The following is a 26,353-nucleotide window of genomic DNA, read 5'->3' on the forward strand; positions in this document are numbered from 1 at the left end:
TTTGCTGGACCACGCTCGACCTGTAATAAGTAACAACACATACGCGTGCTTGCCCCGCAGGGGTACGCACAGATCAGTCCAGGAGGACACACAGTGGCGAAGGCGAAGTTCGATCGGACGAAGCCGCACGTCAACATCGGCACCATCGGTCACGTTGACCACGGTAAGACGACGCTGACGGCTGCAATCACCAAGGTTCTGCACGACAAGTTCCCGGACCTGAACGAGGCATCGGCTTTCGATCAGATCGACAAGGCTCCGGAGGAGAAGGCTCGTGGTATCACGATCAACATCTCCCACGTCGAGTACCAGACCGAGAAGCGCCACTACGCGCACGTCGATGCACCGGGTCACGCCGACTACATCAAGAACATGATCACCGGCGCGGCTCAGATGGACGGCGCAATCCTGGTCGTGGCAGCTACCGATGGCCCGATGCCGCAGACCCGCGAGCACGTGCTGCTCGCCCGCCAGGTCGGTGTTCCTTACATCCTGGTCGCACTGAACAAGGCCGACATGGTCGACGACGACGAGATCATCGAGCTCGTCGAGATGGAGGTCCGCGAGCTCCTCGCTTCGCAGGAGTTCGACGAGGACGCACCGGTCATCAAGGTCTCCGCACTCAAGGCACTCGAGGGTGACGAGAAGTGGGGCGAGTCGGTTCTGGAGCTCATGCAGGCCGTCGACGATTCGGTTCCGGACCCCGTCCGTGAGACCGACAAGCCGTTCCTCATGCCCGTCGAGGACGTCTTCACCATCACCGGTCGTGGCACCGTGGTCACCGGACGTATCGAGCGCGGCTCGGTCAACGTCAACGAAGAGGTCGAGATCGTCGGCATCCGCCCCGGCTCGACCAAGACCACCGTCACCGGAATCGAAATGTTCCGCAAGCTGCTCGACTCGGGTCAGGCAGGCGACAACGTCGGCCTCCTCGTTCGTGGCATCAAGCGCGAAGACGTCGAGCGTGGACAGGTCATCATCAAGCCCGGCACCACGACTCCCCACACGGAGTTCGAGGGCAACGCCTACATCCTCTCGAAGGACGAGGGCGGCCGCCACACGCCGTTCTTCAACAACTACCGCCCGCAGTTCTACTTCCGTACCACGGACGTTACGGGCGTTGTGACCCTTCCCGAGGGCACCGAGATGGTCATGCCCGGTGACAACACCGAGATGTCCGTCACGCTGATCCAGCCGGTCGCCATGGATGTCGGCCTCCGTTTCGCAATCCGTGAGGGCGGTCGTACCGTCGGAGCCGGTCGCGTCACGAAGATCGTCAAGTGATCTAGTTTCACCCTGCTGTACCGAAGCGGCACTCACCCGAAAGGGTGGGTGCCGCTTTTGCGTGTGTGCGGCTCCGTCGCCCGTGTCAATGGACCCTTGCACCGCTCGGACGTATGCAGTGGTTCATTCACGCGATCGAGGTGGCCACCCAGAAGCACTCCCGTTGGGATCAATGTGGGTTTCAGTCGGTCAGAGTGCAACAAAGGCGCATTGATCCGGACCGGGGGAGGGTGGCGGCGGGAGCTAGTCTGTCGGCGACGCGAATGGGCTGATGCCGGCACTGATCGGTGCCGCGATTGCAGCAACTACCGCGATGGACCCCCAGAAGGTCTGCGAGTCCAGCATCAGGCCGCCGGCCAGACCGCAGACGGCAACGACGACGCCGCAACCGCAGAGCAGCGCTGATCCCACAGCGGCATGTGCCAGCTCGGGGGTGCGGCGCCCTTTGAGCCAGATCATCGTTCCGGTCGCCGCGAACACCAGAGGGACGTAGAAGTAGAGCGAACTGTCACCGAGTGTCGAGGCGAATGCGGCAATCACCAGCACCGCTCCGAATGCCACGGGGACCGCGAGAGGCGTTCCGCCGGACCATCGCTCGAACCTATTGCGCGTCGAAGCCGTCATGACAACACTATCCCCGCTTGTCGACGTGCAACTGAATGCGGGTAGCAACATATGTACCAGCGAGAGATTCAGCGACGAACGCAGCGCGAGACTCGGCTTCGGCAGTGAATCCGACGACATCGAAATCTGCTGCGACATAGACCGATACAGCGATGGTGGGCATACCGCGATCATCGATCGCAGTGCCGCGAGCGCGTCGAACCCCGGGGAACCGAGCCAACTCAGCGGCCACGCCCGACGCGATTGCACTCAGGTCCACATGCGCCGAGAAGTGCGGCTCCTCGATGACGCTCGCCGTGCCGGTTCGGCGGGGAGAAAAATTGCCCACGAGCAGAAGCAGTCCCACCACAGCGGCCACCGCGACGACGATCACCAGTGTCGGCACCCACCACCCCTGCTGCGGCAACTCGGCAATACGCGCACGATCGAAGCGAGACAACATCTCTCGCGCCCACGGAACGTCGTAGTGCCAGGCAAGGGCGAAGCCGCCACCGGCCACGAGCACGACCCCGGCGACGACGGCGAGAAGCCGATCCACCCCGGCGACGAATGTCTTCATCACGAGACCCTTGTCGGCTGCGCTACCGAATGTCGAACCTTCAGCCCGCGCCCAGCCGCGGCGACGGACAGGACCGGAGCGAGCGCTTCACGGACTGCAGCGTCGACACTGTCGACTTCGAAACCAGGATCGCGCTCCACCCGCACGTCGATCTTCTTCCGCGTGACGACGGTGTGGGCGTCCGTGACGCCGCGGGTGGACTGCGCTGCAGCACTGCACAACCGAGCGATATCGGTGGGTGTCGCCCACACGGTCGGAGCCCCGCCGCCCAGGCCGGAATGTGTTCTCGTGCGCGGCTTCACTCCGGCGAACACCAGCGATAATCCGACGACGACGGCACCGATCGCCGCGGCGATCATCCAACTCTGCCAGTGCAATCGGGACACCCAGCCGATCCCGTCGGCGATCCACGGACTGCCGCCGATGCTCCCGTTCGCGATGAAGAACTCGCGGCCCGCAACGAAGGCCACGCCCAGCAGCAACAATCCGAACAGCAGCGCCACCGGCATCGCGGCCGGTCCTGCCGTGGGTGGACGGGGTGAAACAGTCTGCGAAACATCGGCTTTCGCCACCGGTGCGGACCCGCTGTCGAGGATGGTGTCGGATACCAGCACGTTCACCCGATGCACGTGCAGACCCGTCATCGTCGCCAGTGCCGCTTCGACCGCTGCATGCACCGCCTCGGTGACCTCGGTGATCTGTGACGGCCACCGGACACCGATGTAGAGGTTGACGGCAACAGTGTCCGCGCCGAGGGTGACATCGGCGCGGGGGAGCTCTCGCCCGGTCAGTCGCGAGAGCCCGCCGGTGGTGCGGGTGACCCGAGGGTCTTTCAAGGCCGCGGCGATGGCGGTGCGAGAGATGGCCCGATCCTTTATTTCCACGCTGCCGCGCGAGCCGGGGTCGTCGCTGACCTCGTCGGATGCAGCCTGCGTCGTCACCGAGAATCCTTTGCGCCGGTCGCGGCTCGCTCTGGTGCGGCTCGCGCTCCACAACTGTAGTGACGACCGACCTCGGATGCCGTCGTGGGAGTAATTGTTCCTGGCATACTGCGACTGTGTCGGAAATAGTGCGGGTGACCGCGTCGGATATCGCGTCGGCCGAGGAGCTGCTGGAACCGGTCATGCGACGGACTCCGGTGGTGGCCTCGCGGATTCTGTCGGATCTGACCGGCCACGAGGTGCGCCTCAAGTGCGAGAACCTGCAGCGAACGGGGTCCTTCAAGCCACGCGGGGCCTACAACCGCATCGCCAGGCTCGACGCCGAACAACGCGCCCACGGGGTGGTCGCGGCCAGCGCCGGGAACCACGCACAGGGGGTCGCCTGGGCCGCGTCGCAAGTGGGAATCGAATCGACGGTGTTCATGCCTGTCGGGGTGTCGCTGCCGAAGCTGGTGGCCACCAAGGCATACGGAGCGACGGTGCACCTGGTGGGCAGTACCGTCGACGAAGCTCTGACGTCTGCACGGGAATTCGCCGACCGCACCGGGGCCACGCTCATTCACCCGTTCGACCACCTCGACATCGTCGCCGGACAGGCGACTCTCGGAACCGAACTGCTGCAACAGATGCCGGACGTCGGCACCATCGTGATTCCCACCGGCGGCGGCGGACTTCTGGCGGGTGTCGCCGCAGCGGTCAAGCTGACGAAGCCGGACGTCAGAGTCGTCGGAGTGCAGGCCGAGGGCGCGGCCGCGTGGCCGGCGTCGTTGAAGGCAGGTCATCCGATCGCGTTGACGTCGATGTCCACGATGGCCGACGGCATCGCCGTCGGACTCCCCGGATCGGTGCCCTTCGATCATGTACAGGGCTGGGTCGACGACATCGTCACCGTCAGTGAGGACGCGCTGTCGCGCGCCTTGGTGCTGTGCATCGAGCGCGCCAAACTCATCGTCGAACCAGCGGGCGCGGCAGCGGTGGCGGCGTTGATGACGCACTCGGCCGAGCAATTGGGCCTGACCGGCTCGGTATGCGCCGTGCTGTCCGGTGGAAACATCGATCCGCTGCTGCTCACCCACGTCATCACGCACGGTCTCCGGGCGGGTGGACGCTATCTCGCTGTGCGCGTCACTATTTCGGACCGGCCGGGTGGACTCACCGGAGTGCTCGGGGTGGTGCGCGACGCCGGCGCAAGTGTGGTCGACGTCGTCCACTCGCGCACGGGTGGCCGGCTCGGCCTCGAGGAAGTCGACGTGATGTTGACCGTCGAGACGCGCGGACCCGATCACCGAGGCTCGGTACTCGAAGCCCTCGGTGCGGCGGGATACGCGGTGCACGTCGAGAACTGATCTCCCGGGCCGCACAGGTGGCACTGGTACCTTGATCAGCGACCTGGACCAGGACATCGGTGGGAGATATTTGCATGGCTCGGCTCGTCGCGATCGTCTCTGCTCTCCTGGGCATTCTGCTGACGATCTCGATACCGCTGTTGCCGATCGAGCAGCAGCAGTCGTCGTTGACCTGGCCGCAGGGCGACACCGTCGGCAACGTCGAAGCTCCTCTTGTCGGCTACACGCCGATCAGTGTCGACGCGACCGTCCCGTGTGACGCCGCGGCCAGGCTTCCAGGCGGCGGGCTACTGCTGTCCACCTCGCCCAAGGGATCGCCCGACGCCTATCGATACGGTCTTGTCGCGGAAGTGACCGGCGGTGAGGCGTCGCAACTGAAGGTGACGCTGCGAGATTCGGTTCTTCTCGAGAAGCCGGTCTCCGAACTGAGCCCATCGACTGCGGGCGACTGCTCGTTGACGATCACCTCCAACGGCACTGCGACAACCGTCGGACTGACCGGCGAAGAGACCGTGACGCGCGACGGCGATGTCCGGCCACAGCTGGTCGGCGTCTTCAGTGATCTCGAGGGCAGCGTTCCCGGTCTGCAGCTGCAGGCCGAGCTGGACAGCCGCTTCTCCTCGACGCCGAGCGTCCTGAAGTGGTTCGCGATGATCGTCGGTGTGCTCGCTACCATCGTCTCGCTGGTAGCGCTGCACCGGCTGGACCTGTCCGACGGCAGGCGCGCCCGACGCTTCCTGCCGCGTCGCTGGTGGACCTTCGGGCCGGTCGACGCGGTGGTGATCGGAACGCTGCTGGTATGGCACATCATCGGCGCGAACACCTCCGATGACGGCTATCAACTCGGCATGGCCCGCACGGCGGATCATGCCGGGTACATGGCCAACTACTTCCGGTACTTCGGTGTGCCCGAGACACCGTTCGGCACACCGCTGTACGACATGTTCACGCTCATGTCGCACGTGTCGACGGCCAGTGTCTGGATGCGGTTACCCACGCTGATCTGTGCCGTCGTCGCGTGGCTCGTCATCAGTCGTGAGGTGATCCCGCGTTTCGGTGCCGCGGCTCGTGCGTCGAAGACTGCGCTGTGGACCGGTGGTCTGGTGCTGCTCGCATTCTGGTTGCCGTACAACAACGGTCTGCGACCGGAACCGTTCGTGGCGATCGGTGTGCTGCTCACCTGGTGCTCGGTGGAGCGATCCATCGCGACCCGCAGGTTGCTCCCCGCAGCGGCGACAATTCTGATCGCGGCCTTGACGGTCACCTGCGCACCCTCCGGTTTCATCTGTTTTGCGCCGCTGATCGCCGGAGCCCGACCGGTTCTGCAGATCGTCGTCGCACGAGCACGGCAATTCGGCACTACAGCGCTGGGCGCGGCAACACTGCTGGCTCCGTTGGTGGCGTCGGGCACGGTGGTGCTGGTGTTCGCCTTCGGCAACCAGACCGTGGCGGGCATGCTCGAGATGCAGCGGGTGCACACTATTGCCGGGCCGAGTCGGGCCTGGTTCGACGAGTATCTGCGCTATCAGTGGTTGATGAACATGGACATCGACGGCTCGCTCGCACGCCGGTTCGGGGTGTTCGTCATGATCGTGTCGCTGATCGCGGTAGTCGTCGCGATGCTGCGCAAGGGCGGCAAGATCCCTGGCACCGCAACCGGTCCCGCGCGTCGGATCGTCGGTATCACCGTCGGGTCCATGGCGCTGATGATGATCACCCCCACCAAGTGGACTCACCATTTCGGAGTGTTCGCCGGTCTGGCCGCCTCGGTTGCGGTCCTGGCGGCCGTGGCGACCGGCGCGGCAGTGCTGCGCTCGCGGCGTAATCGACTGTTGTTCGCTGCCGCTGTGTCGTTCCTGATGGCCGTCGCGTTCACCGGAACCAACGGCTACTGGTACGCCTCGGCATGGGGAGTTCCGTTCTGGGACAAGCCGATTCTCGTCGCAGGCCTGGGTATCTCGACGATGTTCCTCGGACTGACGCTCCTGCTGCTGCTCGCGTCCGTGTGGTTCCATCTCCGCGCGCCGTACGTCAGCTCCGACAAGCCGTTGGCGCGATGGTGGTCGGTGCCGCCGATCGCCGTCGCGGCCGCATTGATGGTGCTGCTGGCCGTGGCGTCGATGGCCAAGGGCGCTGTGGCGCAGTGGCCGTCGTACTCGATCGCCAAATCGAACCTGTCGGCTCTGGCCGGAAACACGTGCGGTCTGGCCAACGAGGTGCTGCTGGAAACCGACCCCAATGCCGATGTGCTGCAACCGGTCAGCGGGGACGCGTTCACCGCACTCGGTGCCGAGAACGACGGGTTCACCCCCGACGGCGTGGCGCGCGACCTCACCGCGGACAAGGAGTCCTCGGCGTCGGGCACCTCGAACACCGTCGATACCGAGGAACAACAGCAGCCGACGTCGACCACCGCAGCCGGAACCGGTGGCAGCGCACTGCCGTTCGGTCTGGACCCTCGAGAAGTCCCGGTGCTCGGCTCGTTCGGATCCGACACGCCCGCCACGTTGACCACCGGCTGGTATTCGCTGCCGGCAGATCCGGGCGATCTGATCTCCATCGCCGCTGCCGGACGCATCCGCTCGGTGGATTCGGACGGCATCGTCACGTACGGCCAGAGCCTCGAGCTGGAGTACGGAGTCGACGGTCGCGCGCAGGGGCGAGTGACGCCGATCGACATCGGCCCGACGCCGTCGTGGCGCAACCTGCGAGTTCCGATGGATCAGATTCCGGCCGGTGCCAACACGATTCGCCTGGTGCTCTCCGACACCGATCGCGATTCGGACCAGTGGCTCGCGGTCACCCCGCCGCGAGTACCGCGCACCCAGACACTGAACGACGTCGTCGGGCGGGAGACTCCCGTGCTGCTGGACTGGGAGGTCGGCTTCAACTTTCCGTGCCAGCATCCGTTCGACCATCGCTTCGGCGTCGCCGAGGTGCCAGAGTACCGAGTGCTCCCCGACCGCAGCGGTGCTGTCATCACCAATGCGTGGCAGGACCATTACGGCGGCGGGCCGCTCGGGTGGATCGACATCGTGGCCTCGGCCCGCACCATCCCGTCGTATCTGAAAGACGACTGGGACCGTGACTGGGGATCGATCGAGCGGTACACCCCGTACGACGACACGGCCGAGTCGGCGGATATCACCACCACCGAGGTGCAGCGTTCGGGCCTGTGGACGCCGGGGCTGATCAAAACCGGTTAATCTCTACGCGTTCGGAAGTCCTTATACCGACAGTGGAAGAAACGGGGAGAGGGCCATGGCGAACGCTATAGAAGTAGAGGATCTGGTACTTCGGTACGGAAAGAACGTCGCGCTCGACGGAGTCGATTTCACCGTTCCCGAGGGCACGGTGCTGGGTGTGCTCGGCCCCAACGGTGCCGGCAAGACGACGGCTGTCCGTATTCTGGCCACGCTGCTCAAGGCAACGTCCGGTTCGGCGAAGATCTTCGGTCTCGACGTGCTGAAGCAAGCGAACGAGGTACGCAGCACGATCGGTCTGACCGGTCAGTTCGCAGCCGTGGACGAGTATCTGACCGGATACGAGAACCTCGAGATGGTCGGACGACTGTTCGGCCTGCGCAAGGCGGAGGCGAAGAAGCGTGCCGAGGAATTGCTCGCGCGATTCGACCTGGAATACGCACGCGATCGCACCGCCAAGCAGTACTCGGGCGGTATGCGTCGGCGGCTCGACATCGCGGCCAGCCTGATCGGTCGACCACGGGTGGTGTTCCTCGACGAACCCACCACCGGCCTCGATCCGCGCAGCCGAATCACCATGTGGGAGTTCATCGCAGACCTCGTGCGCGACGGTACGACCATTCTGTTGACCACGCAGTATCTCGAAGAGGCCGATCGGCTGGCCGATTCGATCATCGTGCTCAACAAGGGCAAGATCATCGCCCGCGGCACGGCAGACGAGCTCAAGGCCCAAACCGGCGGCGAGCGACTCGAATTCGTGCTGACCGACCGATCCCAGGCCGATCGTGCCAAGGAGATCCTCACCCCGCTCGGCGTCGAGCCGCCCACCTTGGACGAGCAGGTGGGACGCATCGTCATGCCGGTCAACGGTGGATCCAAGGATCTGTCCTCGGCGCTCGGTCACCTCGAAGCGGCGGGGATCGGGGTGGTCGACGTCGGTCTGCGTCGGCCGAATCTCGACGATGTGTTCCTGAGTCTGACCGGTCAGTCCACCGGTGAGCCCGAGACGGCGGAGGAAGAGAAGTGAGCAACGTTCTCCTGGATTCCGCGATCATCACCAAGCGAAATCTGATCAAGCTCAAGCGAGTTCCCGATCTGCTGTTCTTTGCAGCGCTGTCGCCGATCATGTTCGTGCTGCTGTTCGCTTACGTTTTCGGCAGTGCGATCGACGTGCCCGGCATCGACTACAAGAGCTTCCTGATGGGTGGCATCTTCGTACAGACGATGATCTTCGGGTCCTCTCTCACCGGGTCCTCGCTCGCCGAGGATCTGCAGAAGGGCGTGATGGACCGGTTCCGATCGTTGCCCATGGCGCGCTCGGCAGTGGTCATCGGGCGTACCGCGGCCGACGTAGGAAACAACATCGTCACCATCACGATCATGTCGATCACCGGACTCATCGTGGGCTGGCGCATCACATCGTCGTTCTTCGACGCCCTCCTGGGGTACGTACTGCTGCTGTTGTTCGCGTACTCGATCTCGTGGGTGATGGCCTTGGTGGGCCTGACCGTACGTTCGCCCGAGATCTTCAACAACGCGTCGTTCATCGTGGTCTTCCCGCTGACGTTCATCGCGAACACGTTCGTGCCGATCGACAACTTTCCGAGCGTGCTCAAGACCATCGCGGAATGGAACCCGATCTCGTCGGTGACGTTGGCGGTACGCGAGCAATTCGGCAACACCAATCCGATGGCACCGCCGCCGGAGGTGTGGCCACTGCAGAATCCGGTGCTCTACACCTTGATCTGGGTTGTGGTGATGCTCGTGGTGTTCGTGCCGTTGTCGGTGCGCAAGTACCAGAAGACGATGACCGCCTGATGCGCACCGCGGCGGCGGGAGCATGGCTGCTGGCCGCCGCGGTAGCGATCGGGGGATGCAGTTCCGAACAGCCACACACCGACCCGACACGGACCGACCCGACACGGACCGAACGATTCGACTACCAACTCGGTGCGGCGTACGACGCACCCGGAGGGCTCGATACCGTCGTCCGCGATGCCACCGCCGAGCCGCTGCCCGGCGCACTGTCGATTTGCTACGTCAACGGTCTGCAGACTCAACCCGGTGTCGAGTGGAACCCGGATCTACTGCTGCGCGATGCGGGCGGTGAACTCGTGGTCGATCCGGATTGGCCCGACGAGCACATTCTCGACCCGGGTACACCCGAGAAGCGTACGGCGATCGACGCGGTCATCGGGCCGATCATCGAAGGCTGCGCTGTACGGGGATTCGACGCCGTCGAAATCGACAATCTCGACAGCTGGACCCGGTTCCCGGAGTCGATCGACGAGGATTCGGTACTCGCACTGGCGCGCGTGTACGCAGACCGTGCCCACGCGTCGGGCATCGAGATCGCGCAGAAGAACACCCCGGACGGAGCCGGGCGGATCAGGGACGACGTCGGATTCGATTTCGCCGTTGCCGAGGAGTGTCTCGCGTACGACGAATGTGGTTCGTACACTTCGGTATACGGTGCGCGGGTGTACGACATCGAGTACACCGACAACCTCTCGGAGCCGTTCGATCGGCTGTGTGCCCGCCAGGATCGACCGGCCGTCACGATACTGCGAGATCGCGGCCTGGTGTCCCCGTCCGATCCGTCGTACGAGTACGAACAGTGCTGAGTCACTCGGACGACAGCACCCCCGGCCGCTGAGCGTCCGGGGGTGCGTCACATCTTCGCTGAGCAGGCTTACGTGTGGTACGGCTCCGCGCTCACGAGCGTGACCTTCATGGTCTTGCCGTTGGGCAGCGTGTACTCACGGGTGTCGCCGACCTTGGCGTCGATGAGCGATCCGCCCAGCGGCGACGCGGGGGAGTACACCTCGAGCTTGCTGTCGCGGGCACCTTCCTCGCGGGTGGCGATGAGGAACGTCTCGGCGTCGGACTCGTCGCCGTCGTAGTAGACCTTGACGACCGAGCCGGGCAATGCAACGCCGGACTGGGTGGGTGCCTCGCCGACCTTCGCGTTGTTGAGCAGCTCCTGCAGCTGACGAATGCGTGCTTCCTGCTGGCCCTGCTCCTCGCGCGCAGCGTGGTAGCCGCCGTTCTCCTTCAGATCGCCCTCTTCGCGACGCTCGTTGATCTCGGCGGCGATGACGGGGCGATTGGAAATGAGCTGGTCGAGTTCGCTCTTGAGCCTGTCGTGTGATTCCTGGGTCAGCCAGGTCACCTGGGTCTCGGTCATCTCGATCACTCCCTCGTAGTCGGAATCTCGATATCGATTCCGTTTTCTGAGCAGGTAGGGCACGCAACGAACAGGGGACTCCAATGGTTGGATCCCCTTGGTCGGCCCGCATCCTGGAGCCGTCGTCATCGTTCGCAGGTGAACCCTGCCCGCAATGCAGCAATACACGGCACCTGTTACGGCGGCCGTGTATGACCCGAGCTTACCACGAACAGGCAGTTCGCCTATCGGGCTCGTAAATACTCGGGAACATCGAGGCTGCAGCCGTAGACGTCGCCGACGGCAGGCGCAGACGACGTCGTCACCTCGGTGGTCAGCTCCACGGTGCCGGACGCGGACTCCGGCGGGATGTAGACCTCGCGTCTGCCGGTCTCGGAACCGTCGCGCGAACGGACACGGACGATGCACACGGCCGGTTGCTCGGGATCCTGCCGGGTGACGCTGAAACGGATGGACATCGTGGAGTCGTCGACGATGTCGAACGACAGCTGGCTGCCTTCGATGGGTTTGACGGAGAACTTGGAGTACGCGTAGTAGGCCACGCCCAGTCCGACCAGCAGGACCAGGGCCACGAGTGCGATCTTCGTCGCACGTTTCGGGGCCCGCCGAATTCCGCTGGGACCGGAACCCGACGGGTACCTACCTGCGGGAAGTGCGTTGGTCATGGCCACTCTCGGGGTCGGTTCGGGGGTGCCGCTGGGGGCCTGTCGGCGTCAGGTGGAACTATAGGGCAGGCAAGAACCAGGCGAATCCGAGGTGAGGAAGAACGTGTCCGGACTGCGGCTCATGGCAGTACATGCCCATCCCGACGACGAGTCCAGCAAAGGTGCTGCGACGACGGCTCGCTATGCGGCCGAAGGGCACGACGTACTGGTCGTCACTCTCACTGGTGGCGAGCGGGGCGACATTCTCAATCCCGCAATGGACATTCCGGGAGTGCACGAGCGTATCCACGAGGTTCGGCGCGAAGAGATGGCCGAGGCCGCTCGCGTGCTCGGCGTCCAGCAGACCTGGCTCGGTTTCGAGGACTCCGGTTTGCCCGAGGGAGATCCGCTACCGCCTCTTCCGGAGGGTTGCTTCGCGCTGGTGCCGTTGGAGGTCTCCACCGAGGCGCTGGTCAAGGTGGTTCGCGAGTTCAAGCCGCACGTTATCACCACCTACGACGAGCGCGGCGGCTACCCGCATCCCGATCACATCCGCTGCCACGAGGTCTCGATGGCGGCATGGGAGGCAGCGGGCGATCCCGAACGCTTCCCCGACGCGGGTGAGCCCTGGACTCCGCTCAAGCTGTACTACTCCCACGGGTTCATCCGTAAGCGCATGCAGCTGTTCCACGATTGGTTCATCGACCGCGGTGAGGAGAGCCCGTTCGTCGACTGGCTGAAGCGATGGGACGGCCAGCGCGACGAGATCATCGGCCGCATCACCACCCAGGTGACCGTCGGTGACTGGTTCGAGCAACGCGACGACGCGCTCCGAGCGCACGCGACGCAGATCGATCCCAACGGATCCTTCTTCGCGGTGCCGCTGGACGTCCAACGCAAGTTGTGGCCCACCGAAGAGTTCGAGCTGGCCCGTACCCGGGTGACGACCTCGCTGCCCGAGACGGATCTGTTCGCCGGAATCGAAGAGACCGACCGGTGATCGTCTCCTTTCTCGCCCAGCAGCCCACCGGCCCCGAGTTCGGCAAGTCCTCGCCGATCGGGCTGGTGATCCTGGTGGCGTTGTTGGTCGGAACAGCCTTGCTGATCTGGTCGATGAACAAGAAGATCAAGCGGCTGCCCGCCACGTTCGAGCAGGAGGATCCGACGTTGGATCAGGCGCTCGACGAGGGCACCGATCGCGGCGGAATCGCCACCACCACCCCACCGGAACAGAGTCCGGCAAAACCTGCCGCAACCGACGAGACCTGATGCTCGACGCCACGGTCCTGAACTCCAACGCGCTGAACGAGTCCACCAGCCCGTATCTGCGGCAACATGCGGACAACCCGGTGCATTGGCAGCAGTGGGGACCGCAGGCTCTGCAGTCCGCTCGGGATCGTGACGTTCCGATCCTGCTGTCGATCGGCTATTCCGCATGTCATTGGTGCCACGTCATGGCCCACGAGTCGTTCGAGGACGAGGCAACCGCGGCGCTGATGAACGCGAACTTCGTGTGCATCAAGGTCGATCGCGAGGAAAGGCCGGACCTCGATTCGGTGTACATGAACGCCACCGTCGCGATGACCGGCCAGGGCGGGTGGCCGATGACCTGCTTCCTCACCCCCGAGACCGAACCGTTCTACTGTGGCACCTACTACCCACCGACCCCGCGGCAGGGGATGCCTTCGTTCGAGCAGCTGCTCACCGCCATCGCCGACACTTGGTCGACTCGCCGACAGGACGTGTTCGACGCGTCCGCGGCCATCGTCACCGAACTGCGCAAGCAGAGCGCCGGGATTCCGGCCGGCGGACGACCGATCGATGCCGAGCTTCTGGCCGCGTCCGTCGCGGCGGTCTGCGCCGACGAGGACACCACCTTCGGCGGCTTCGGCAAGGCTCCGAAGTTTCCGCCGGGCGCATTGCTGGAGGGTCTGCTTCGGCACTACGAGCGCACCGGCAACGGTGAGGTTCTCGACGTGGTTCGACGTACCGCATCGGCGATGGCGCGCGGGGGCATCTACGACCAACTCGGCGGCGGGTTCGCGCGCTACTCCGTCGATGCCGAGTGGGTCGTCCCGCATTTCGAGAAGATGCTCTACGACAACGCGTTGCTGCTCCGGTTCTACGCCCACGCGGCGCGGGTCGACGACGATCCTCTGATTCGGCGGGTGGCGTCGGACACTGCGGAGTTCATGCTCCGTGAATTGCGCACGGCCAACGGCTGTTTCGCGTCGGCACTCGATGCCGATACCGAGGGCGTCGAGGGCCTGACCTATGCATGGACGCCGGAGCAATTGACCGAGACCCTCGGGTTCGAGGACGGGGTGTGGGCAGCGGGGCTGTTCGCAGTGAATTCGGCGGGCACGTTCGAGGCGGGCATGTCGGTATTGCAACTGCCCGCCGAACCCGAGGACTACGACCGGTTCGCCCGGGTACGTCGGGTGCTGTCCGAGGCTCGCGCCATCCGGCCGCAGCCCGGCCGCGACGACAAGGTGGTCACCGCGTGGAACGGGCTGGCGATCACCGCGTTGGTCGAAGCCGGAGTCGGGTTGGACACGCCGAAGTGGGTGGATGCGGCGGTCGAATGCGGCGAGCAACTCTTTGCCACCCACGTCGAATCGGGGCGGGTGCGTCGCGCATCTCTCGGTAGCTCGGTGGGGGACGCCACCGGAGTGCTCGAGGACTACGCGTGTCTCGCCGTTGCCGCGACTGCACTGTTCCAGGCCACCGGAGACGCGGTGTGGATCGAGCGCACGGTTGCACTTCTAGACGCAGCGATCGAGCACTTCGCCGATCCGGACGAGGCCGGCAGTTGGTTCGACACCGCCGACGACGCGGAGACACTCGTGACCCGGCCCCGAGATCCCATCGACGGTGCCACCCCATCGGGAGCATCCACGATGGCAGAGGCGTTGCTGACGGCTGCTGCTCTGGTGGATCACACGTCCTCGGCGCGGTACGGCGAACTGGCGGCGGCGTCGTTGGCGCGAGCGGCGTTGATCCTCGAACGCGCGCCCAGGTCCGGCGGGCACTGGCTGGCGGTCGCAGAAGCGTCCGCATTCGGCCCGATCCAGATAGCGGTCTCGATCGCGCCCGGTGGCGACCTGATGTCTGCAGCGCGACGATTGGCACCGGGTGGGTCGGTGGTCGTTGCGGGCGTGACGGATTCGTCCGAATTGCTGATGGACCGTCCGCCCGTCGACGGCCTCGAAACGGCGTACGTGTGTCGCGGTTTCGTCTGCGACCGTCCTGTGACTTCCGCCGAAGATCTCTCGTTCGCATTGCGGAGATGACGAAGCTCGTCGATGCTTTTGCCCGAGAACAGTATGGTTGCGGGAACTTGTTCGGCCTGGGGCGGAAACTTCTAGCAGTGGATCGATGGTGCGTGTGATGAGCGAAGGCGTCACCAGGAGCAGTGTCGTGAGCGACGGCATCCTCGACGAGGCGATCACCGACGAGCAGCGTGCGGCCGTGGCAATTTTCGTTGCCTGTGTCCCGATGGCAGCCATGGTCCACTCGATGCAGTTCGAGGTGGTCGGTGCCAACGGACTGTGCGAAGAGGTACTCGACTGCCCGGTGGCGAGCATGGTCGGTCGGCCCGTGGCCGATTTCGTACCTCTCGGGGATCGCGCGTCGGCCAAGCAGATGGCGGCGCAGCTCGAACACCGTTACCCCGCGACCGGCTCACCCGATGTCGTGCGGCCGATCGGTGCCCTGCGACGAGTACGGCGAAGCGACGGTGAGGTCGTCTCGTGCTGGATGCACGTCGGGATCTCGACCATCGCCGGTCGGCGGTTCATCGTCGCATTGCTCGACCTGGTGAACCCCGTCGTCGACGACACCGTGCACTGGCGCGACCGCGCCGAACGCGACGATCTGACCGGTCTGCTGCGCCGCGGTCCGCTGTTGGCCCATGTCGACGAATGGGTCGTGGCCGGTCGTCCGGTCGCCCTGGCGTTCGTCGATGTCGATCGATTGAAGTCGATCAACGATTCGCATGGTCATGCTGCCGGGGACGCTGTCCTCGAGGCAGCGGGTCGTCGACTGCAGCAGTGGTCGCCGCGTGGCAGCATCGTCGGGCGATATGCGGGTGACGAGTTCGTGTTCGCGGTGACGGACGGGGTCGGCGGTACTTCGTTCGACGGCGCGAGACTTGCGGAATCGGTACGGTCCGCTATCTGCAGTGAACCGGTGCCGTTCGGATCTCGATTGCTCGGGGTGTCGGTGAGCGTGGGAGTAGCGGTGCGAGAGCCCGAAGAATCGAGCGAGCGCCTCATCCAGCGGGCCGACGAACTGATGTACCGAGACAAGGCGTCCCGACCCACCTGAGGGTGCTCAGAACAGAACGAGCCAGACCGCGATCAGGTGGCAGGTCGCCGCCAATACCGTTGCGGCATGGAAGAACTCGTGATGGCCGAATGTCGTCGGCCAAGGATTGGGCCATTTGGTTGCGTACAGCACGGCCCCGACGCTGTAGAAGATTCCGCCGACGAGCAGCAGTAGGAACGGTGCAAAGCCGACGTGGTCGATCAGGGCGGGCGCAACCGGAACGATCGCCCAGCCGAGAACGAGATACAGCGGTACACCGACCCAGCGGGGAGCCGTGGGCCACAACATCTTCAGAGCCACTCCGGCGAAGGCCCCGAGCCACACGACGATCAGCAATGTGCGTCCGGTGGAGGCGGGCAGGCCCAACACGGCGAACGGGGTGTAGCTGCCGGCGATGAAGAGGAAGATCATCGAATGATCGGCGCGCTTCATCCAGATCTGCGACGCCGCGGTCTTCCACGACACGCGGTGGTACGTGGCACTGACTCCGAAAACCCCGCAGACGGTGATGGCATACACGCCCGTCGCCAGGCCCGCGCTCACCGAGACCATGCTGAACGCAAGCGTGACGAGCGTGATCGCACAGACCACCGCCACGCAGAACGCGTACAGGTGAATCCAACCGCGCATACGAGGTTTGACGGGTATCTCGTCGAGTCCGAACATCGTCATGTCGATTGCCTCCCGTGCCGCAGTCCGAACCTACGCAACCGTAGGTTCAGACGCTACTGTACCGTCCGCCCGCCCGCAGACGTCGGCGTAAGGTGATCCCGCAGTGCCGAAGGAGCAGCGGTGACGGGAACAGTGGTGACGGAGCAGTGGTGACGAAGCAGTGGTGATCATTCCGCAGAAGGTGCGCGGCGTTCTCTACAACGTCTACGAGCGGCGGCTACTGAGCCAGCTCGAAGGCGTGCAGCACCCGCGACACGTCGCGGTGATGTGCGACGGCAATCGCCGCTGGGCGCGTGAGAACGGGTTCACCGACGTCGCACACGGACACCGCATGGGGGCTCTGAAGATCGCCGAGATGCTCGGCTGGTGCGACGCCGCCGGAATCGAGATGGCCACCATCTACCTGCTCTCCACCGAGAACCTCCGCCGGGAAGCCGACGAACTCGATTCGCTGCTCGATATCATCACCGACGTCGTCGAGGAGATCTGCGGGCCGGAGATGAACTGGGGCGTCAAACTCGTCGGCACCCTCGATCTGCTGCCCGCCTCCACCTCGCGCCGTCTGAAGGAAGCGGCCGCGCTCACCGAGGGACGGACAGGAACACACGTCAACGTTGCCGTCGGATACGGCGGTCGGCAGGAAATCGCCGATGCCGTGCAGTCACTGGTGAGCGAGAAGATCGCCGAGGGTGTGACCGGAGACGAGCTGATCTCCTCCATCAACGTCGACGGCATCGACAGTCACCTCTACACCTCCGGCCAGCCCGATCCCGATCTCGTCATCCGTACCTCGGGCGAACAGCGACTCTCCGGGTTTCTGCTGTGGCAGAGCGCCTATTCGGAAATCTGGTTCACCGAGGCCTACTGGCCCGAATTCCGACGTGTCGACTTCCTGCGCGCGTTGCGTGACTTCGCGGCCAGACACCGTCGTTTCGGTATCTGACGTGCACGACTGGACCGTCTGGTCATTCCGCAGGCTTCACTCCTGCTCGTAGCCTGCTACGAACTTCCGTTCACGACCTGCGGTCTACAACTTTCGCAGGCGCAGCCTGTTGATCGTATGGTCGTTGTCCTTGCGCAACACCATGGTCGCGCGCGGCCGGGTCGGCAGGATGTTCTCCACCAGGTTCGGCAGGTTGATCGAATGCCACAGATCCTCCGCGGCGATCTGCGCGTGGTCGTCGGACAGGCCGGCGTAATGGTGGAAATGCGAGGACGGATCGGTGAACGACGTCTTCCGTAACGCGAGAAAGCGTTTGACGTACCAGCTCTCGATGTCCTCGATGCGCGCGTCGACGTAGATCGAGAAGTCGAACAGATCCGAGACCATCAATCGCGGTCCGGTCTGTAATACGTTGAGCCCCTCCACGATCAGGATGTCGGGTTGCCGGACCATGTGGTACTGGCCCTTGACGATGTCGTACGAGACGTGTGAATAGACCGGCGCGCCGACCTCCTCGGTACCGGATTTGACCTCGGTGACGAACCTGAGGAGTTTGCGCCTGTCGTAGCTCTCGGGAAAACCCTTGCGGTGCAAGATTCCTCGACGCATGAGCTCGGCCGTCGGATACAGGAATCCGTCGGTGGTGACCAGGTCGACCCGCGGATGATGGTCCCACCGGGCCAGGAGTGCTTGCAGCACACGGGCTGTCGTCGACTTGCCGACGGCGACGCTGCCCGCGACACCGATGACGAAGGGGACCTGACGATCGGGATGCTTTTCGCCGAGGAAGGTCGCAGTCGCTGCGAAGAGCCGCTGCCGGGCCGCGACCTGGAGGTGGATCAAACGCGCCAGGGGTAGGTAGACCTCGGCCACCTCGTCGAGGTCGATCTGTTCACCGAGACCGCGCAGCCCGATCAGCTCTTCCTCGGTGAGCACCAAGGGCGTGGATTGGCGCAGCGTGCGCCACTGCACACGGTCGAACTCGACGTACGGGCTGGACTCACTCACGCGCGACTCCCCTCGTGCGCCTTTTGCGTACTTGGGGGTACGCAAAAGGCGCACGATGAGTCCGGAAGTCGCATGGCTTCAGATTGTGCTCGGTCGCTGACGTTCGCGCACGGGCGGGGTCGTTCGCCGTACTAGGGTTCGGGTATGGATGCTGCTTCCCTCGTTCGTGAATACCTGCTGCTGGGCCTGAGTTTCGACCGGCTCGAAGACGGATTCGTCGACGCGTACACCGGCGATCCCGAGTTGCGTCGCATCACCGAGAACGCCCCGGCACCCGAGCCTCGTGAGCTGGTCCGTCGAGCACAGACACTGCGGGCGGAGCTCGGCAACGTCGATCTGACGCCCGAGCGCACGACGTTCCTCGACGTCCACCTCCGCGCACTCGAATGCTCCGCGCGCAAGTTCGCCGGCGAGGACATCGGCTTCGTCGACGAGGTGTACGCGTACTTCGACGTCCGCATCGCCGCGGGCGATCAGGACCAGTACCTGCAGGCCCACCGCAAGATGGACGAGGTCCTCGCCGGGCCGGGTTCGTTGAGCGAACGGTTGATCGCCCATCGCCGCGCTGACGTCATCCCCGCCGACCGCCTGCAGGACTGCGTCGAAGCGTTCTCCTCCGCGCTACGCGACCGCGTCCGCGCCGAGTACGCGTTGCCCGACACCGAGAAGGTCACCTACGAGGTCGTCGGCGACAAGCCCTGGTCCGGATTCAACTATTACCTCGGCGACTTCCAGTCCACCGTCGCGATCAACTCCGACATCGAGCAGCAGATGGCCAATCTGCCGCACCTCATCGCGCACGAGTCGTACCCCGGCCACCACACCGAGCACTGCCGCAAGGAAACCGGGCTCGTCGGTGCAGGGCAGCTCGAGCAGACTCTGTTCGTGGTCAACACTCCGCAGTGCCTGATGGCCGAGGGACTGGCCGACCATGCTCTCGGGGCGATCGTCGGCGAAGGCTGGGGCGCGTGGGCGCAGGAGATCTATGCCGACCTCGGACTGCGCTTCGACGGTGAGAAGGCCGAGCGACTCTCTGCTGCGTCGAGCCAGTTGTTGGGGGTTCGTCAGGACGCCGCGCTGTTGCTGCACGATCAGCACAAGAGCGAGGACGACGTGGCCGCTTACCTGGAGCGGTGGTCGTTGGCATCGCCGCAGCGCGCCCGGCACAGCCTGCGCTTCCTGTCCTCCCCACTGTGGCGGGCGTACATCAGCACCTACGTCGAGGGCTACAAGCTGTTGGCCGGTTGGCTGGATCAGGGAACGACCGTCAGCGAGCGCGCGCAGCTGTTCGGCAGGCTCCTCGACGAGCCACTGACACCGGGCGCAGTACGCGTCTCGTAAACTGGGCCTCGCCCCTCTCATTCTGCTGTCCCTTGGAGACTTTCGTTATGACTGACGTCAACAACCTGTCACTGGCCGAACTCGATCCCGAGGTCGCCGAGGCGATGGCCGGTGAGCTGGGACGTCAGCGTGACACGTTGGAAATGATCGCGTCGGAGAACTTCGTTCCTCGTGCGGTTCTGCAGGCCCAGGGCAGCGTCCTGACCAACAAGTACGCCGAGGGTTACCCCGGACGTCGCTACTACGGCGGTTGCGAGCACGTCGACATCGTCGAGGATCTCGCACGCAACCGCGCCAAGGAACTCTTCGGTGCCGAGTTCGCCAACGTGCAGCCGCACGCAGGCGCGCAGGCGAACGCCGCTGTGCTGATGGCGCTGATCAACCCGGGCGACAAGATCATGGGCCTCGATCTCGCGCACGGCGGCCACCTCACCCACGGCATGAAGCTCAACTTCTCGGGCAAGCTCTACGAGGTCGAGTCCTACGGCGTGTCGAAGGAAGACCACCGCATCGACATGGACGAGGTGCGGAAGCAGGCCATCGCAGCCAAGCCGCAGGTACTCATCGCCGGCTGGTCCGCGTACCCGCGCCACCAGGATTTTGCGGCCTTCCGTTCCATCGCCGACGAGGTCGGAGCGCTGCTGTGGGTCGACATGGCGCACTTCGCTGGACTCGTCGCAGCAGGGGTGCACCCCTCGCCCGTGCCCTACGCCGACGTCGTCTCCTCCACCGTGCACAAGACCCTCGGCGGACCCCGCTCCGGCATCATCCTGGCCAAGAAGGAATGGGCCAAGAAGCTCAACTCCGCAGTGTTCCCCGGACAGCAGGGCGGGCCGCTGATGCACGCCATCGCCGCCAAAGCCGTCGCCTTCAAAATCGCGGCGACGCCGGAGTTCAAGGAGCGCCAGGAGCGCACCCTGCTCGGTGCCTCGCTGCTCGCCGAGCGCCTCACCGGTGCCGACGTCGCCGACAAGGGTGTCTCGGTCCTCACCGGCGGCACCGACGTCCACCTGGTACTCGTCGACCTGCGCAACTCCGAGCTCGACGGCCAGCAGGCCGAAGACCTGCTGCACGAGGTCGGGATCACCGTCAACCGCAACGCTGTGCCCTTCGACCCGCGTCCGCCGATGGTCACCTCGGGCCTGCGCATCGGCACTGGTGCACTGGCAACTCGCGGATTCGGTGAGGCCGAGTTCACCGAGGTCGCCGACATCATCGGTACCGCGCTGGCTACGGGTCAGGCCACCGACGCTCTCAAGGAACGCGTCGTGAAACTGGCGCAGAGCAAGCCGCTGTACGAGGGCCTCGAGGACTGGGGATTGCTGGGCTGACCCTGGTTCACCGGCCTACCCTCGCCCGCCCGGTCCGCGTCAATGGACCGTTGCACCGCTCAGACGTATTCAGTGGTTCATTCACGCAGCATGCTGGTCTGCGTCAACGGACCGTTGCACCGCCCAGACGTATGCAGTGGTTCATTGATTCACACCCACCCCGGTCGGATCAATGTGGCTTTCAGTCGATCTGAGTGCAACAAAGCCACATTGATTCACCCGGGGAGGGCACTTTCAGCACAGGCTGCCGGCCGACCTGGGGCGACGTCGACGTAACGCGTTGTTCACCGACACGCCAGACACTTAGCGAGCCGAACCTGGGTTTCGGCGGTACCGTCGGCAGTAACAGGCAGCGGGGAAGTTGCCTGTGCGGGAGGTTCTGATACGTGACTGAGCTAGTGAGCGCGAGAGGGCCGGTACCCGGTCCTCGTGTCACCTGACACATCGGACCCGACCGGCCGAGCGACAGAGTTTGCGCGGTGCCGCGCAGACGTAGGAGCCCCACGTGACCACTTCACGCTCCGTTTCCGCCCCTCTTCGGACATTCGTGCTCGATACCTCGGTCCTGCTGTCGGATCCGTGGGCAGTCATCCGGTTCGCCGAGCACAATGTGGTACTTCCGTTGATCGTGATCAGCGAGTTGGAGGGCAAACGCCACCATCACGAACTGGGATGGTTCGCGCGGGAATCCTTGCGCATGCTCGACGACCTTCGCGTCGAATTCGGCCGACTCGACCAGCCGGTTCCCATCGGAACATCAGGTGGCACACTGCAAGTCGAGCTCAATCACACCGATCCTTCGGTGCTTCCCGTCGGGTTCCGTACCGACTCGAACGACTCCAGGATCCTCGCGTGCGCCCTCAACCTGGCGGCCGAGGGCAAGGATGTGGTGTTGGTCAGCAAAGACATCCCGCTGCGCGTCAAGGCCGGTGCTGTCGGGCTTCCCGCCGACGAGTACCACGCTCACGATGTGGTGCCGTCCGGCTGGACCGGCATGACCGAGCTCGACGTGCCGTCCGATGCCGTCGACACGCTGTTCAACGACGGCGTCATCGACCTGGCCGAGGCGCGAGACCTACCGTGCCACACGGGAGTTCGACTGCTGGCCGGACGGCAGAGTGCGCTGGGCCGCGTCACGCCCGACAAGCAGATTCAGCTCGTGCGCGGTGAGCGAGAGGCGTTCGGTCTGCACGGTCGTTCGGCGGAACAGCGAGTGGCGCTGGATCTGCTGCTCGACGAGAGCATCGGCATCGTCTCGCTCGGTGGAAAGGCAGGCACCGGTAAGTCCGCTCTGGCGCTGACCGCCGGTCTCGAGGCAGTCCTCGAACGTCGCTCGCATCGGAAAGTTGTTGTCTTCCGGCCTCTGTACGCCGTCGGCGGCCAGGAGCTCGGCTATCTCCCCGGCAGCGAGAGCGAGAAGATGGGGCCGTGGGGTCAGGCGGTGTTCGATACCCTCGAAGGGCTCGCGAGCCCGGAGGTCATGGAGGAGGTCATCGCCCGCGGAATGCTGGAAGTGTTGCCACTGACGCACATTCGTGGTCGATCGCTGCACGATTCCTTCGTCATCGTCGACGAGGCGCAGTCCCTCGAGCGCAACGTGCTGCTGACGGTCCTGTCCAGGCTCGGTAGCGGCTCACGCGTCGTACTCACCCATGACGTCGCGCAGCGAGACAACCTTCGTGTCGGGCGGCACGACGGCGTAGCTGCCGTCATCGAAAAGCTGAAGGGGCACCCGCTTTTCGCGCACATCACGCTCACCCGTAGCGAGCGTTCACCGATCGCCGCACTGGTGACGGAGATGCTGGAAGAGTTCGGTCCGTCAGGAGCCTGAGCGCTGCGCCCACGTGCACGGAACTTCGTAGCCCGCTACGAAGTTTCGTGCACGTGGGTCACCGGCCGGTCAGCGCTCGAAATACCGCTCGCGCAACACCTTTGAGAAAATCGGTAGTGTCGAAGTAATCTCGCCACACGGCCACTTTGCCGTCGCGCACCTCGAATGTGCCGCACACCCAGAATTCGATTCTGATTCGACGCCAGATCAGGGCGTCGGTTCGCTCGGTGAGAACGATGTCTCCATCGGCCGCGATGTTGTGCATGACGACATCGAATCCGAAGGTCGGTTCGGCCAGCAGCGACAGGAATCTGCCGACGTTCGAGGTGCCGCGCACCTTCGGAAGCCCCACGTTGTGCCACACGACGCGATTGTCGAGTAAAGCCAGTGCGCGATCGGTGTCGCGAAGCCTCAACGCGTCGAACAGATCTTCCACGATCTTCGTTGCCTGCTGTGTGTCTGTCACTTGGTGAATCGCCTCAATTCGTCGACGTCGAAGATGTCCATTGTGACCGTGTTCGACTCGGATGTCTCACGAGAGAGTGCCACCATCGCAGAGCGGTGACTCCTGGGAATACCGTCCGCAACGGCCGAGGACAGACCTGCATCGACCTGGCCTTTGGGAGAATTCACAGAGGTCAGGGGCGCGACGTCGGGCGCTTGGGCGCAGGCGCTACGGTTATCGCATGTCTACGAACCTGTCCGACGGTGATCTGCTGGTCCGTTTGGAGCCCGCGGTCGAAGAGAATCTACGACGCCATATCGAGGCCGCGAGCGACTGGCACCCCCATGACCTCGCGCCGTTCGACGACGGCAAGAACTTCGCGTTCCTCGGCGGCGAGGACTGGTCGCCCGAGCAGTCGCACCTCAGTGATGTCGAAATCCTGGCCTCGACGGTCGCAGTCCTGGTGGCCGACAACCTACCGGCCTACCACCGCGAGTTGGCTCACGCGCTCACCGGCCTCGGGGCCTGGTGGAAGTGGACCGGCCGGTGGACGTCGGAGGAGAACCGACAGTCGATCGTGCTGCGTAACTACCTGGTGCTGACCCGCGCCGTCGATCCGGTGGCACTCGAGCGTGTCCGGATGGAACACATGACCCTCGGCTACGACGCGCCGAGTCATCATCTGCTCGACATCCTGGCCCACTTCGCCATCGAGGAAGCTGCCGCCGCGCTGCGTCACCGCAACACCGTCGCTCTCAGCAAGGATCCCGTGCTGGCTACCATCCTCGGCAAGATCGCCGACGACGACGCCCTGCAGTCGACGTTCTACGTCAACATCCTGAACGAGGCCTTTGCCGTTGTGCCGGACCAGGCCGCGCGCGCAATCGCCGACCGCGTGAACGGGTTCGCGATTCCGGTCGTCGACCTGCCCGAGCGCGGTAACAGCACCGCTGCACTCGCCGAAGCCGGCATCTACGACGCCGACCAGGAACGCGAGAAGGTGTTCAAGCCCCTGCTCGCCGAGTGGAAGATCTTCGATCGCACCGATCTGGGCGAGGACGGACTGAAGGCACGCGAGGAACTCGCACACCTGGCCTGAGGTTCGGCCCCATTCGAAAGCGCCCGCCCCCGGCGGATCAATGCGACATTGTTGCAGTCAGAGTGACTGAAACAGACATTGATCCAACCGGGGGCGGGCGCGTTCAGCGGTCCGGCGAGGCGAACGGGGAAGCTAGTCCTTGACCTTCGCCATCGCGAGGACGTCGAGGCGCTTGTCGAGCTCAGCCTCGCTGAGCTTGTCGCCGATCAGTCCGCGGTCGATGACCGTCTGACGGATCGTCTTCTTTTCCTTCAGCGCCTGCTTGGCGACGGCGGCCGCTTCCTCGTAGCCGATCGCGGAGTTCAACGGCGTCACGATGGACGGCGATGACTCGGCGAGGGTCTTGAGGTGATCGACGTTCGCAACCAAGCCGCTGACGCACTTGTCGGCGAAGAGCACCGAGACGTTGGCGAGCAGCTTGAACGACTCGAGGACGTTGCGCGCCATCATCGGGATGTAGACGTTGAGCTCGAATGCACCCGATGCGCCACCGAATGCCACCGCGGCGTCGTTGCCGATGACCTGTGCGGCGACCTGCGTAACAGCCTCGGGCAGAACGGGATTGACCTTGCCGGGCATGATGGAGCTGCCGGGCTGCAGGTCGGGGAGGGCCAACTCGCCGAGTCCGGTGAGCGGTCCCGATCCCATCCAGCGAATGTCGTTGGCGATCTTGGTCAGTGACACCGCGATGGTGCGCAGTGCGCCCGATGCCTCGACGAGTCCATCGCGTGCGGCCTGAGCCTCGAACGAATCCTTGGCTGCGGTGAGTGCATCGATGCCGGTCGACTTGACCAGTTCCGCAACAACTTTCGGGCCGAAGCCGTCGGGTGCGTTGAGGCCGGTGCCGACGGCGGTGCCGCCGATGGGCAGCTCACCCAGTCGGGGCAGGGTGGCCTCGACGCGCTCGATGCCTGCCTCGATCTGACGGGCGTAGCCGCCGAATTCCTGGCCGAGGGTGACCGGTACGGCATCCATGAGGTGGGTGCGGCCGGACTTCACGACGGTCTTCCACTCGACCGCCTTGGCGGCGAGTGCCTCGTGTAGGTGCTTCAGGGCGGGCACCAGTGAGGTGACGGCTGCCTCGGTCGCAGCGACGTGCGTGGCCGTCGGGAAGGTGTCGTTGGAGGACTGCGACATGTTCACGTGGTCGTTGGGGTGCACCTCGACGCCTGCAGCCTTGGCGATCGACGCGATGACCTCGTTGGCGTTCATGTTGGAGCTGGTGCCCGAGCCGGTCTGGAAGACGTCGATCGGGAACTGGTCGTCGTGCTTGCCGTCGGCGATCTCGGTGGCCGCCGCGATGATTGCGTCGGCCAACGTGCCGTCGAGCAGACCCAGGTCCTTGTTGACCTGTGCGCAGGCTGCCTTGAGCAGGCCCATCGCGCGGATCTGAGTGCGCTCGAGCGGGCGGCCCGAGATGGGGAAGTTCTCCACCGCACGCTGCGTCTGGGCACGCCAGAGAGCGTCGATGGGGACGCGAACCTCTCCCATGGTGTCGTGTTCGATCCGGAACTGCTGTTCGTCTGTCTGCGTCATGAGCCTTACTTTGCCAGTCGTGGTTTCGGG

General features: G+C 64.6%; 25 protein-coding genes. 15 read left to right on the forward strand and 10 right to left on the reverse strand.

Annotated elements, in window-relative coordinates; all coding sequences use genetic code 11:
• Positions 1–93: 93 nt before the first annotated feature.
• Complete coding sequence (gene tuf / locus ASG84_RS01705; RefSeq protein ID WP_032380840.1) at positions 94–1,284, forward strand: elongation factor Tu; 1,191 nt, start codon at positions 94–96, stop codon at positions 1,282–1,284.
• Between the two features lie 243 nt (positions 1,285–1,527).
• On the opposite strand, the gene ASG84_RS01710 is transcribed toward tuf, so the two are convergent.
• Genes ASG84_RS01710 through ASG84_RS01720 form a run of 3 tightly spaced genes read right to left on the reverse strand, consistent with a single transcriptional unit; the run spans position 1,528 to position 3,408 of the window.
• Positions 1,528–1,908 carry a hypothetical protein gene (locus tag ASG84_RS01710; RefSeq protein WP_057475289.1) on the reverse strand — a complete coding sequence of 127 codons (381 nt, stop codon included), beginning with the start codon at positions 1,906–1,908 and terminating at the stop codon, positions 1,528–1,530.
• A gap of 7 nt (positions 1,909–1,915) precedes the next feature.
• Positions 1,916–2,467 (reverse strand): hypothetical protein, encoded by a 552-nt coding sequence (locus tag ASG84_RS01715; protein ID WP_057475290.1) that lies wholly within the window; start codon positions 2,465–2,467, stop codon positions 1,916–1,918.
• Entirely contained in the window at positions 2,467–3,408 is a 942-nt protein-coding gene (locus ASG84_RS01720; RefSeq protein ID WP_057475291.1) for a DUF6286 domain-containing Asp23/Gls24 family envelope stress response protein, read from the reverse strand. Before ASG84_RS01720 ends, ASG84_RS01715 begins: the two co-directional genes overlap by 1 nt.
• Before the next feature lie 182 nt (positions 3,409–3,590).
• On the opposite strand from ASG84_RS01720, the gene ilvA reads away from it, so the two are divergent.
• The 5 genes from ilvA to ASG84_RS01745 all read left to right on the forward strand — a co-directional run bounded on the left by ilvA (position 3,591) and on the right by ASG84_RS01745 (position 10,581).
• Positions 3,591–4,754: a threonine ammonia-lyase gene (gene ilvA / locus ASG84_RS01725; RefSeq protein WP_268793473.1), complete on the forward strand. Its 1,164-nt coding sequence runs from the start codon at positions 3,591–3,593 to the stop codon at positions 4,752–4,754.
• 74 nt (positions 4,755–4,828) lie between these two features.
• Entirely contained in the window at positions 4,829–7,960 is a 3,132-nt protein-coding gene (locus tag ASG84_RS01730) for an arabinosyltransferase domain-containing protein (RefSeq protein ID WP_057475293.1), read from the forward strand.
• Between the two features lie 55 nt (positions 7,961–8,015).
• The gene (locus tag ASG84_RS01735; RefSeq protein WP_057475294.1) at positions 8,016–8,984 is read left to right on the forward strand and encodes an ATP-binding cassette domain-containing protein; all 969 of its coding nucleotides are present in this window, start codon (positions 8,016–8,018) and stop codon (positions 8,982–8,984) included.
• Positions 8,981–9,775, forward strand: a complete 795-nt coding sequence (locus tag ASG84_RS01740) for an ABC transporter permease (protein WP_057475295.1) — start codon at positions 8,981–8,983, stop codon at positions 9,773–9,775. Before ASG84_RS01735 ends, ASG84_RS01740 begins: the two co-directional genes overlap by 4 nt.
• Positions 9,775–10,581 (forward strand): endo alpha-1,4 polygalactosaminidase, encoded by an 807-nt coding sequence (locus ASG84_RS01745; protein ID WP_057475296.1) that lies wholly within the window; start codon positions 9,775–9,777, stop codon positions 10,579–10,581. Before ASG84_RS01740 ends, ASG84_RS01745 begins: the two co-directional genes overlap by 1 nt.
• Before the next feature lie 68 nt (positions 10,582–10,649).
• Here the strand turns inward: ASG84_RS01745 and greA are convergent, their stop codons facing one another.
• Positions 10,650–11,144 (reverse strand): transcription elongation factor GreA, encoded by a 495-nt coding sequence (gene greA, locus ASG84_RS01750; protein ID WP_057475512.1) that lies wholly within the window; start codon positions 11,142–11,144, stop codon positions 10,650–10,652.
• Between the two features lie 224 nt (positions 11,145–11,368).
• Complete coding sequence (locus ASG84_RS01755; protein WP_057475297.1) at positions 11,369–11,809, reverse strand: DUF4307 domain-containing protein; 441 nt, start codon at positions 11,807–11,809, stop codon at positions 11,369–11,371.
• A gap of 103 nt (positions 11,810–11,912) precedes the next feature.
• On the opposite strand from ASG84_RS01755, the gene mca reads away from it, so the two are divergent.
• From mca to ASG84_RS01775, 4 genes are all read left to right on the forward strand, one after another.
• The gene (gene mca / locus ASG84_RS01760; protein ID WP_200936480.1) at positions 11,913–12,788 is read left to right on the forward strand and encodes a mycothiol conjugate amidase Mca; all 876 of its coding nucleotides are present in this window, start codon (positions 11,913–11,915) and stop codon (positions 12,786–12,788) included.
• On the forward strand, positions 12,785–13,057 hold the full coding sequence (locus tag ASG84_RS01765) for a hypothetical protein (protein ID WP_057475299.1): 273 nt from the start codon (positions 12,785–12,787) through the stop codon (positions 13,055–13,057). The genes mca and ASG84_RS01765 overlap by 4 nt, the downstream gene beginning before the upstream one ends.
• Entirely contained in the window at positions 13,057–15,081 is a 2,025-nt protein-coding gene (locus ASG84_RS01770) for a thioredoxin domain-containing protein (RefSeq protein ID WP_057475300.1), read from the forward strand. Before ASG84_RS01765 ends, ASG84_RS01770 begins: the two co-directional genes overlap by 1 nt.
• A gap of 127 nt (positions 15,082–15,208) precedes the next feature.
• Entirely contained in the window at positions 15,209–16,117 is a 909-nt protein-coding gene (locus ASG84_RS01775) for a GGDEF domain-containing protein (protein ID WP_162248303.1), read from the forward strand.
• Between the two features lie 6 nt (positions 16,118–16,123).
• Here the strand turns inward: ASG84_RS01775 and trhA are convergent, their stop codons facing one another.
• Positions 16,124–16,789 carry a PAQR family membrane homeostasis protein TrhA gene (trhA, locus tag ASG84_RS01780; RefSeq protein WP_057475302.1) on the reverse strand — a complete coding sequence of 222 codons (666 nt, stop codon included), beginning with the start codon at positions 16,787–16,789 and terminating at the stop codon, positions 16,124–16,126.
• 160 nt (positions 16,790–16,949) lie between these two features.
• Between trhA and ASG84_RS01785 the strand changes: the two genes are divergently transcribed.
• Positions 16,950–17,732, forward strand: coding sequence for an isoprenyl transferase (locus ASG84_RS01785; protein WP_057475303.1), 783 nt, complete (start codon positions 16,950–16,952; stop codon positions 17,730–17,732).
• A gap of 84 nt (positions 17,733–17,816) precedes the next feature.
• Here the strand turns inward: ASG84_RS01785 and coaA are convergent, their stop codons facing one another.
• On the reverse strand, positions 17,817–18,785 hold the full coding sequence (gene coaA, locus ASG84_RS01790; RefSeq protein WP_057475513.1) for a type I pantothenate kinase: 969 nt from the start codon (positions 18,783–18,785) through the stop codon (positions 17,817–17,819).
• A gap of 99 nt (positions 18,786–18,884) precedes the next feature.
• Here coaA and ASG84_RS01795 point away from each other — a divergent pair, with 99 nt between their 5' ends.
• The 3 genes from ASG84_RS01795 to ASG84_RS01805 all read left to right on the forward strand — a co-directional run bounded on the left by ASG84_RS01795 (position 18,885) and on the right by ASG84_RS01805 (position 23,243).
• Complete coding sequence (locus ASG84_RS01795) at positions 18,885–20,081, forward strand: hypothetical protein (RefSeq protein ID WP_057475304.1); 1,197 nt, start codon at positions 18,885–18,887, stop codon at positions 20,079–20,081.
• A gap of 47 nt (positions 20,082–20,128) precedes the next feature.
• A complete protein-coding gene (gene glyA, locus ASG84_RS01800; protein WP_057475305.1) occupies positions 20,129–21,412 on the forward strand; it encodes a serine hydroxymethyltransferase in 1,284 nt (427 codons plus the stop codon).
• A gap of 505 nt (positions 21,413–21,917) precedes the next feature.
• A complete protein-coding gene (locus ASG84_RS01805) occupies positions 21,918–23,243 on the forward strand; it encodes a PhoH family protein (RefSeq protein WP_170945933.1) in 1,326 nt (441 codons plus the stop codon).
• A gap of 58 nt (positions 23,244–23,301) precedes the next feature.
• On the opposite strand, the gene ASG84_RS01810 is transcribed toward ASG84_RS01805, so the two are convergent.
• Positions 23,302–23,709, reverse strand: a complete 408-nt coding sequence (locus ASG84_RS01810; RefSeq protein ID WP_235581491.1) for a limonene-1,2-epoxide hydrolase family protein — start codon at positions 23,707–23,709, stop codon at positions 23,302–23,304.
• Complete coding sequence (locus ASG84_RS27320) at positions 23,706–23,876, reverse strand: hypothetical protein (protein WP_156399341.1); 171 nt, start codon at positions 23,874–23,876, stop codon at positions 23,706–23,708. Before ASG84_RS27320 ends, ASG84_RS01810 begins: the two co-directional genes overlap by 4 nt.
• Before the next feature lie 53 nt (positions 23,877–23,929).
• Between ASG84_RS27320 and ASG84_RS01815 the strand changes: the two genes are divergently transcribed.
• On the forward strand, positions 23,930–24,787 hold the full coding sequence (locus ASG84_RS01815) for an acyl-ACP desaturase (RefSeq protein ID WP_057475306.1): 858 nt from the start codon (positions 23,930–23,932) through the stop codon (positions 24,785–24,787).
• A 132-nt stretch (positions 24,788–24,919) separates the two neighbouring features.
• Here the strand turns inward: ASG84_RS01815 and ASG84_RS01820 are convergent, their stop codons facing one another.
• Entirely contained in the window at positions 24,920–26,323 is a 1,404-nt protein-coding gene (locus ASG84_RS01820; RefSeq protein ID WP_057475307.1) for a class II fumarate hydratase, read from the reverse strand.
• Between the last annotated feature and the right edge of the window lie 30 nt (positions 26,324–26,353).

The organism is Rhodococcus sp. Leaf278, assembly GCF_001426085.1.
Classification (GTDB): domain Bacteria; phylum Actinomycetota; class Actinomycetes; order Mycobacteriales; family Mycobacteriaceae; genus Rhodococcoides.

Coding starts and splice junctions, on each gene's coding strand:
- ASG84_RS01815 (WP_057475306.1), top strand. CDS start 23,930: ATGTCTACGAACCTGTCCGACGGTGATCTGCTGGTCCGTTTGGAGCCC.
- ASG84_RS01770 (WP_057475300.1), top strand. CDS start 13,057: ATGCTCGACGCCACGGTCCTGAACTCCAACGCGCTGAACGAGTCCACC.
- ASG84_RS01745 (WP_057475296.1), top strand. CDS start 9,775: ATGCGCACCGCGGCGGCGGGAGCATGGCTGCTGGCCGCCGCGGTAGCG.
- ASG84_RS01735 (WP_057475294.1), top strand. CDS start 8,016: ATGGCGAACGCTATAGAAGTAGAGGATCTGGTACTTCGGTACGGAAAG.
- ilvA (WP_268793473.1), top strand. CDS start 3,591: ATGCGACGGACTCCGGTGGTGGCCTCGCGGATTCTGTCGGATCTGACC.
- greA (WP_057475512.1), bottom strand. CDS start 11,144: ATGACCGAGACCCAGGTGACCTGGCTGACCCAGGAATCACACGACAGG.
- ASG84_RS01730 (WP_057475293.1), top strand. CDS start 4,829: ATGGCTCGGCTCGTCGCGATCGTCTCTGCTCTCCTGGGCATTCTGCTG.
- ASG84_RS01795 (WP_057475304.1), top strand. CDS start 18,885: ATGGATGCTGCTTCCCTCGTTCGTGAATACCTGCTGCTGGGCCTGAGT.
- ASG84_RS01820 (WP_057475307.1), bottom strand. CDS start 26,323: ATGACGCAGACAGACGAACAGCAGTTCCGGATCGAACACGACACCATG.
- ASG84_RS01755 (WP_057475297.1), bottom strand. CDS start 11,809: ATGACCAACGCACTTCCCGCAGGTAGGTACCCGTCGGGTTCCGGTCCC.
- trhA (WP_057475302.1), bottom strand. CDS start 16,789: ATGACGATGTTCGGACTCGACGAGATACCCGTCAAACCTCGTATGCGC.
- glyA (WP_057475305.1), top strand. CDS start 20,129: ATGACTGACGTCAACAACCTGTCACTGGCCGAACTCGATCCCGAGGTC.
- ASG84_RS01710 (WP_057475289.1), bottom strand. CDS start 1,908: ATGACGGCTTCGACGCGCAATAGGTTCGAGCGATGGTCCGGCGGAACG.
- ASG84_RS01715 (WP_057475290.1), bottom strand. CDS start 2,467: ATGAAGACATTCGTCGCCGGGGTGGATCGGCTTCTCGCCGTCGTCGCC.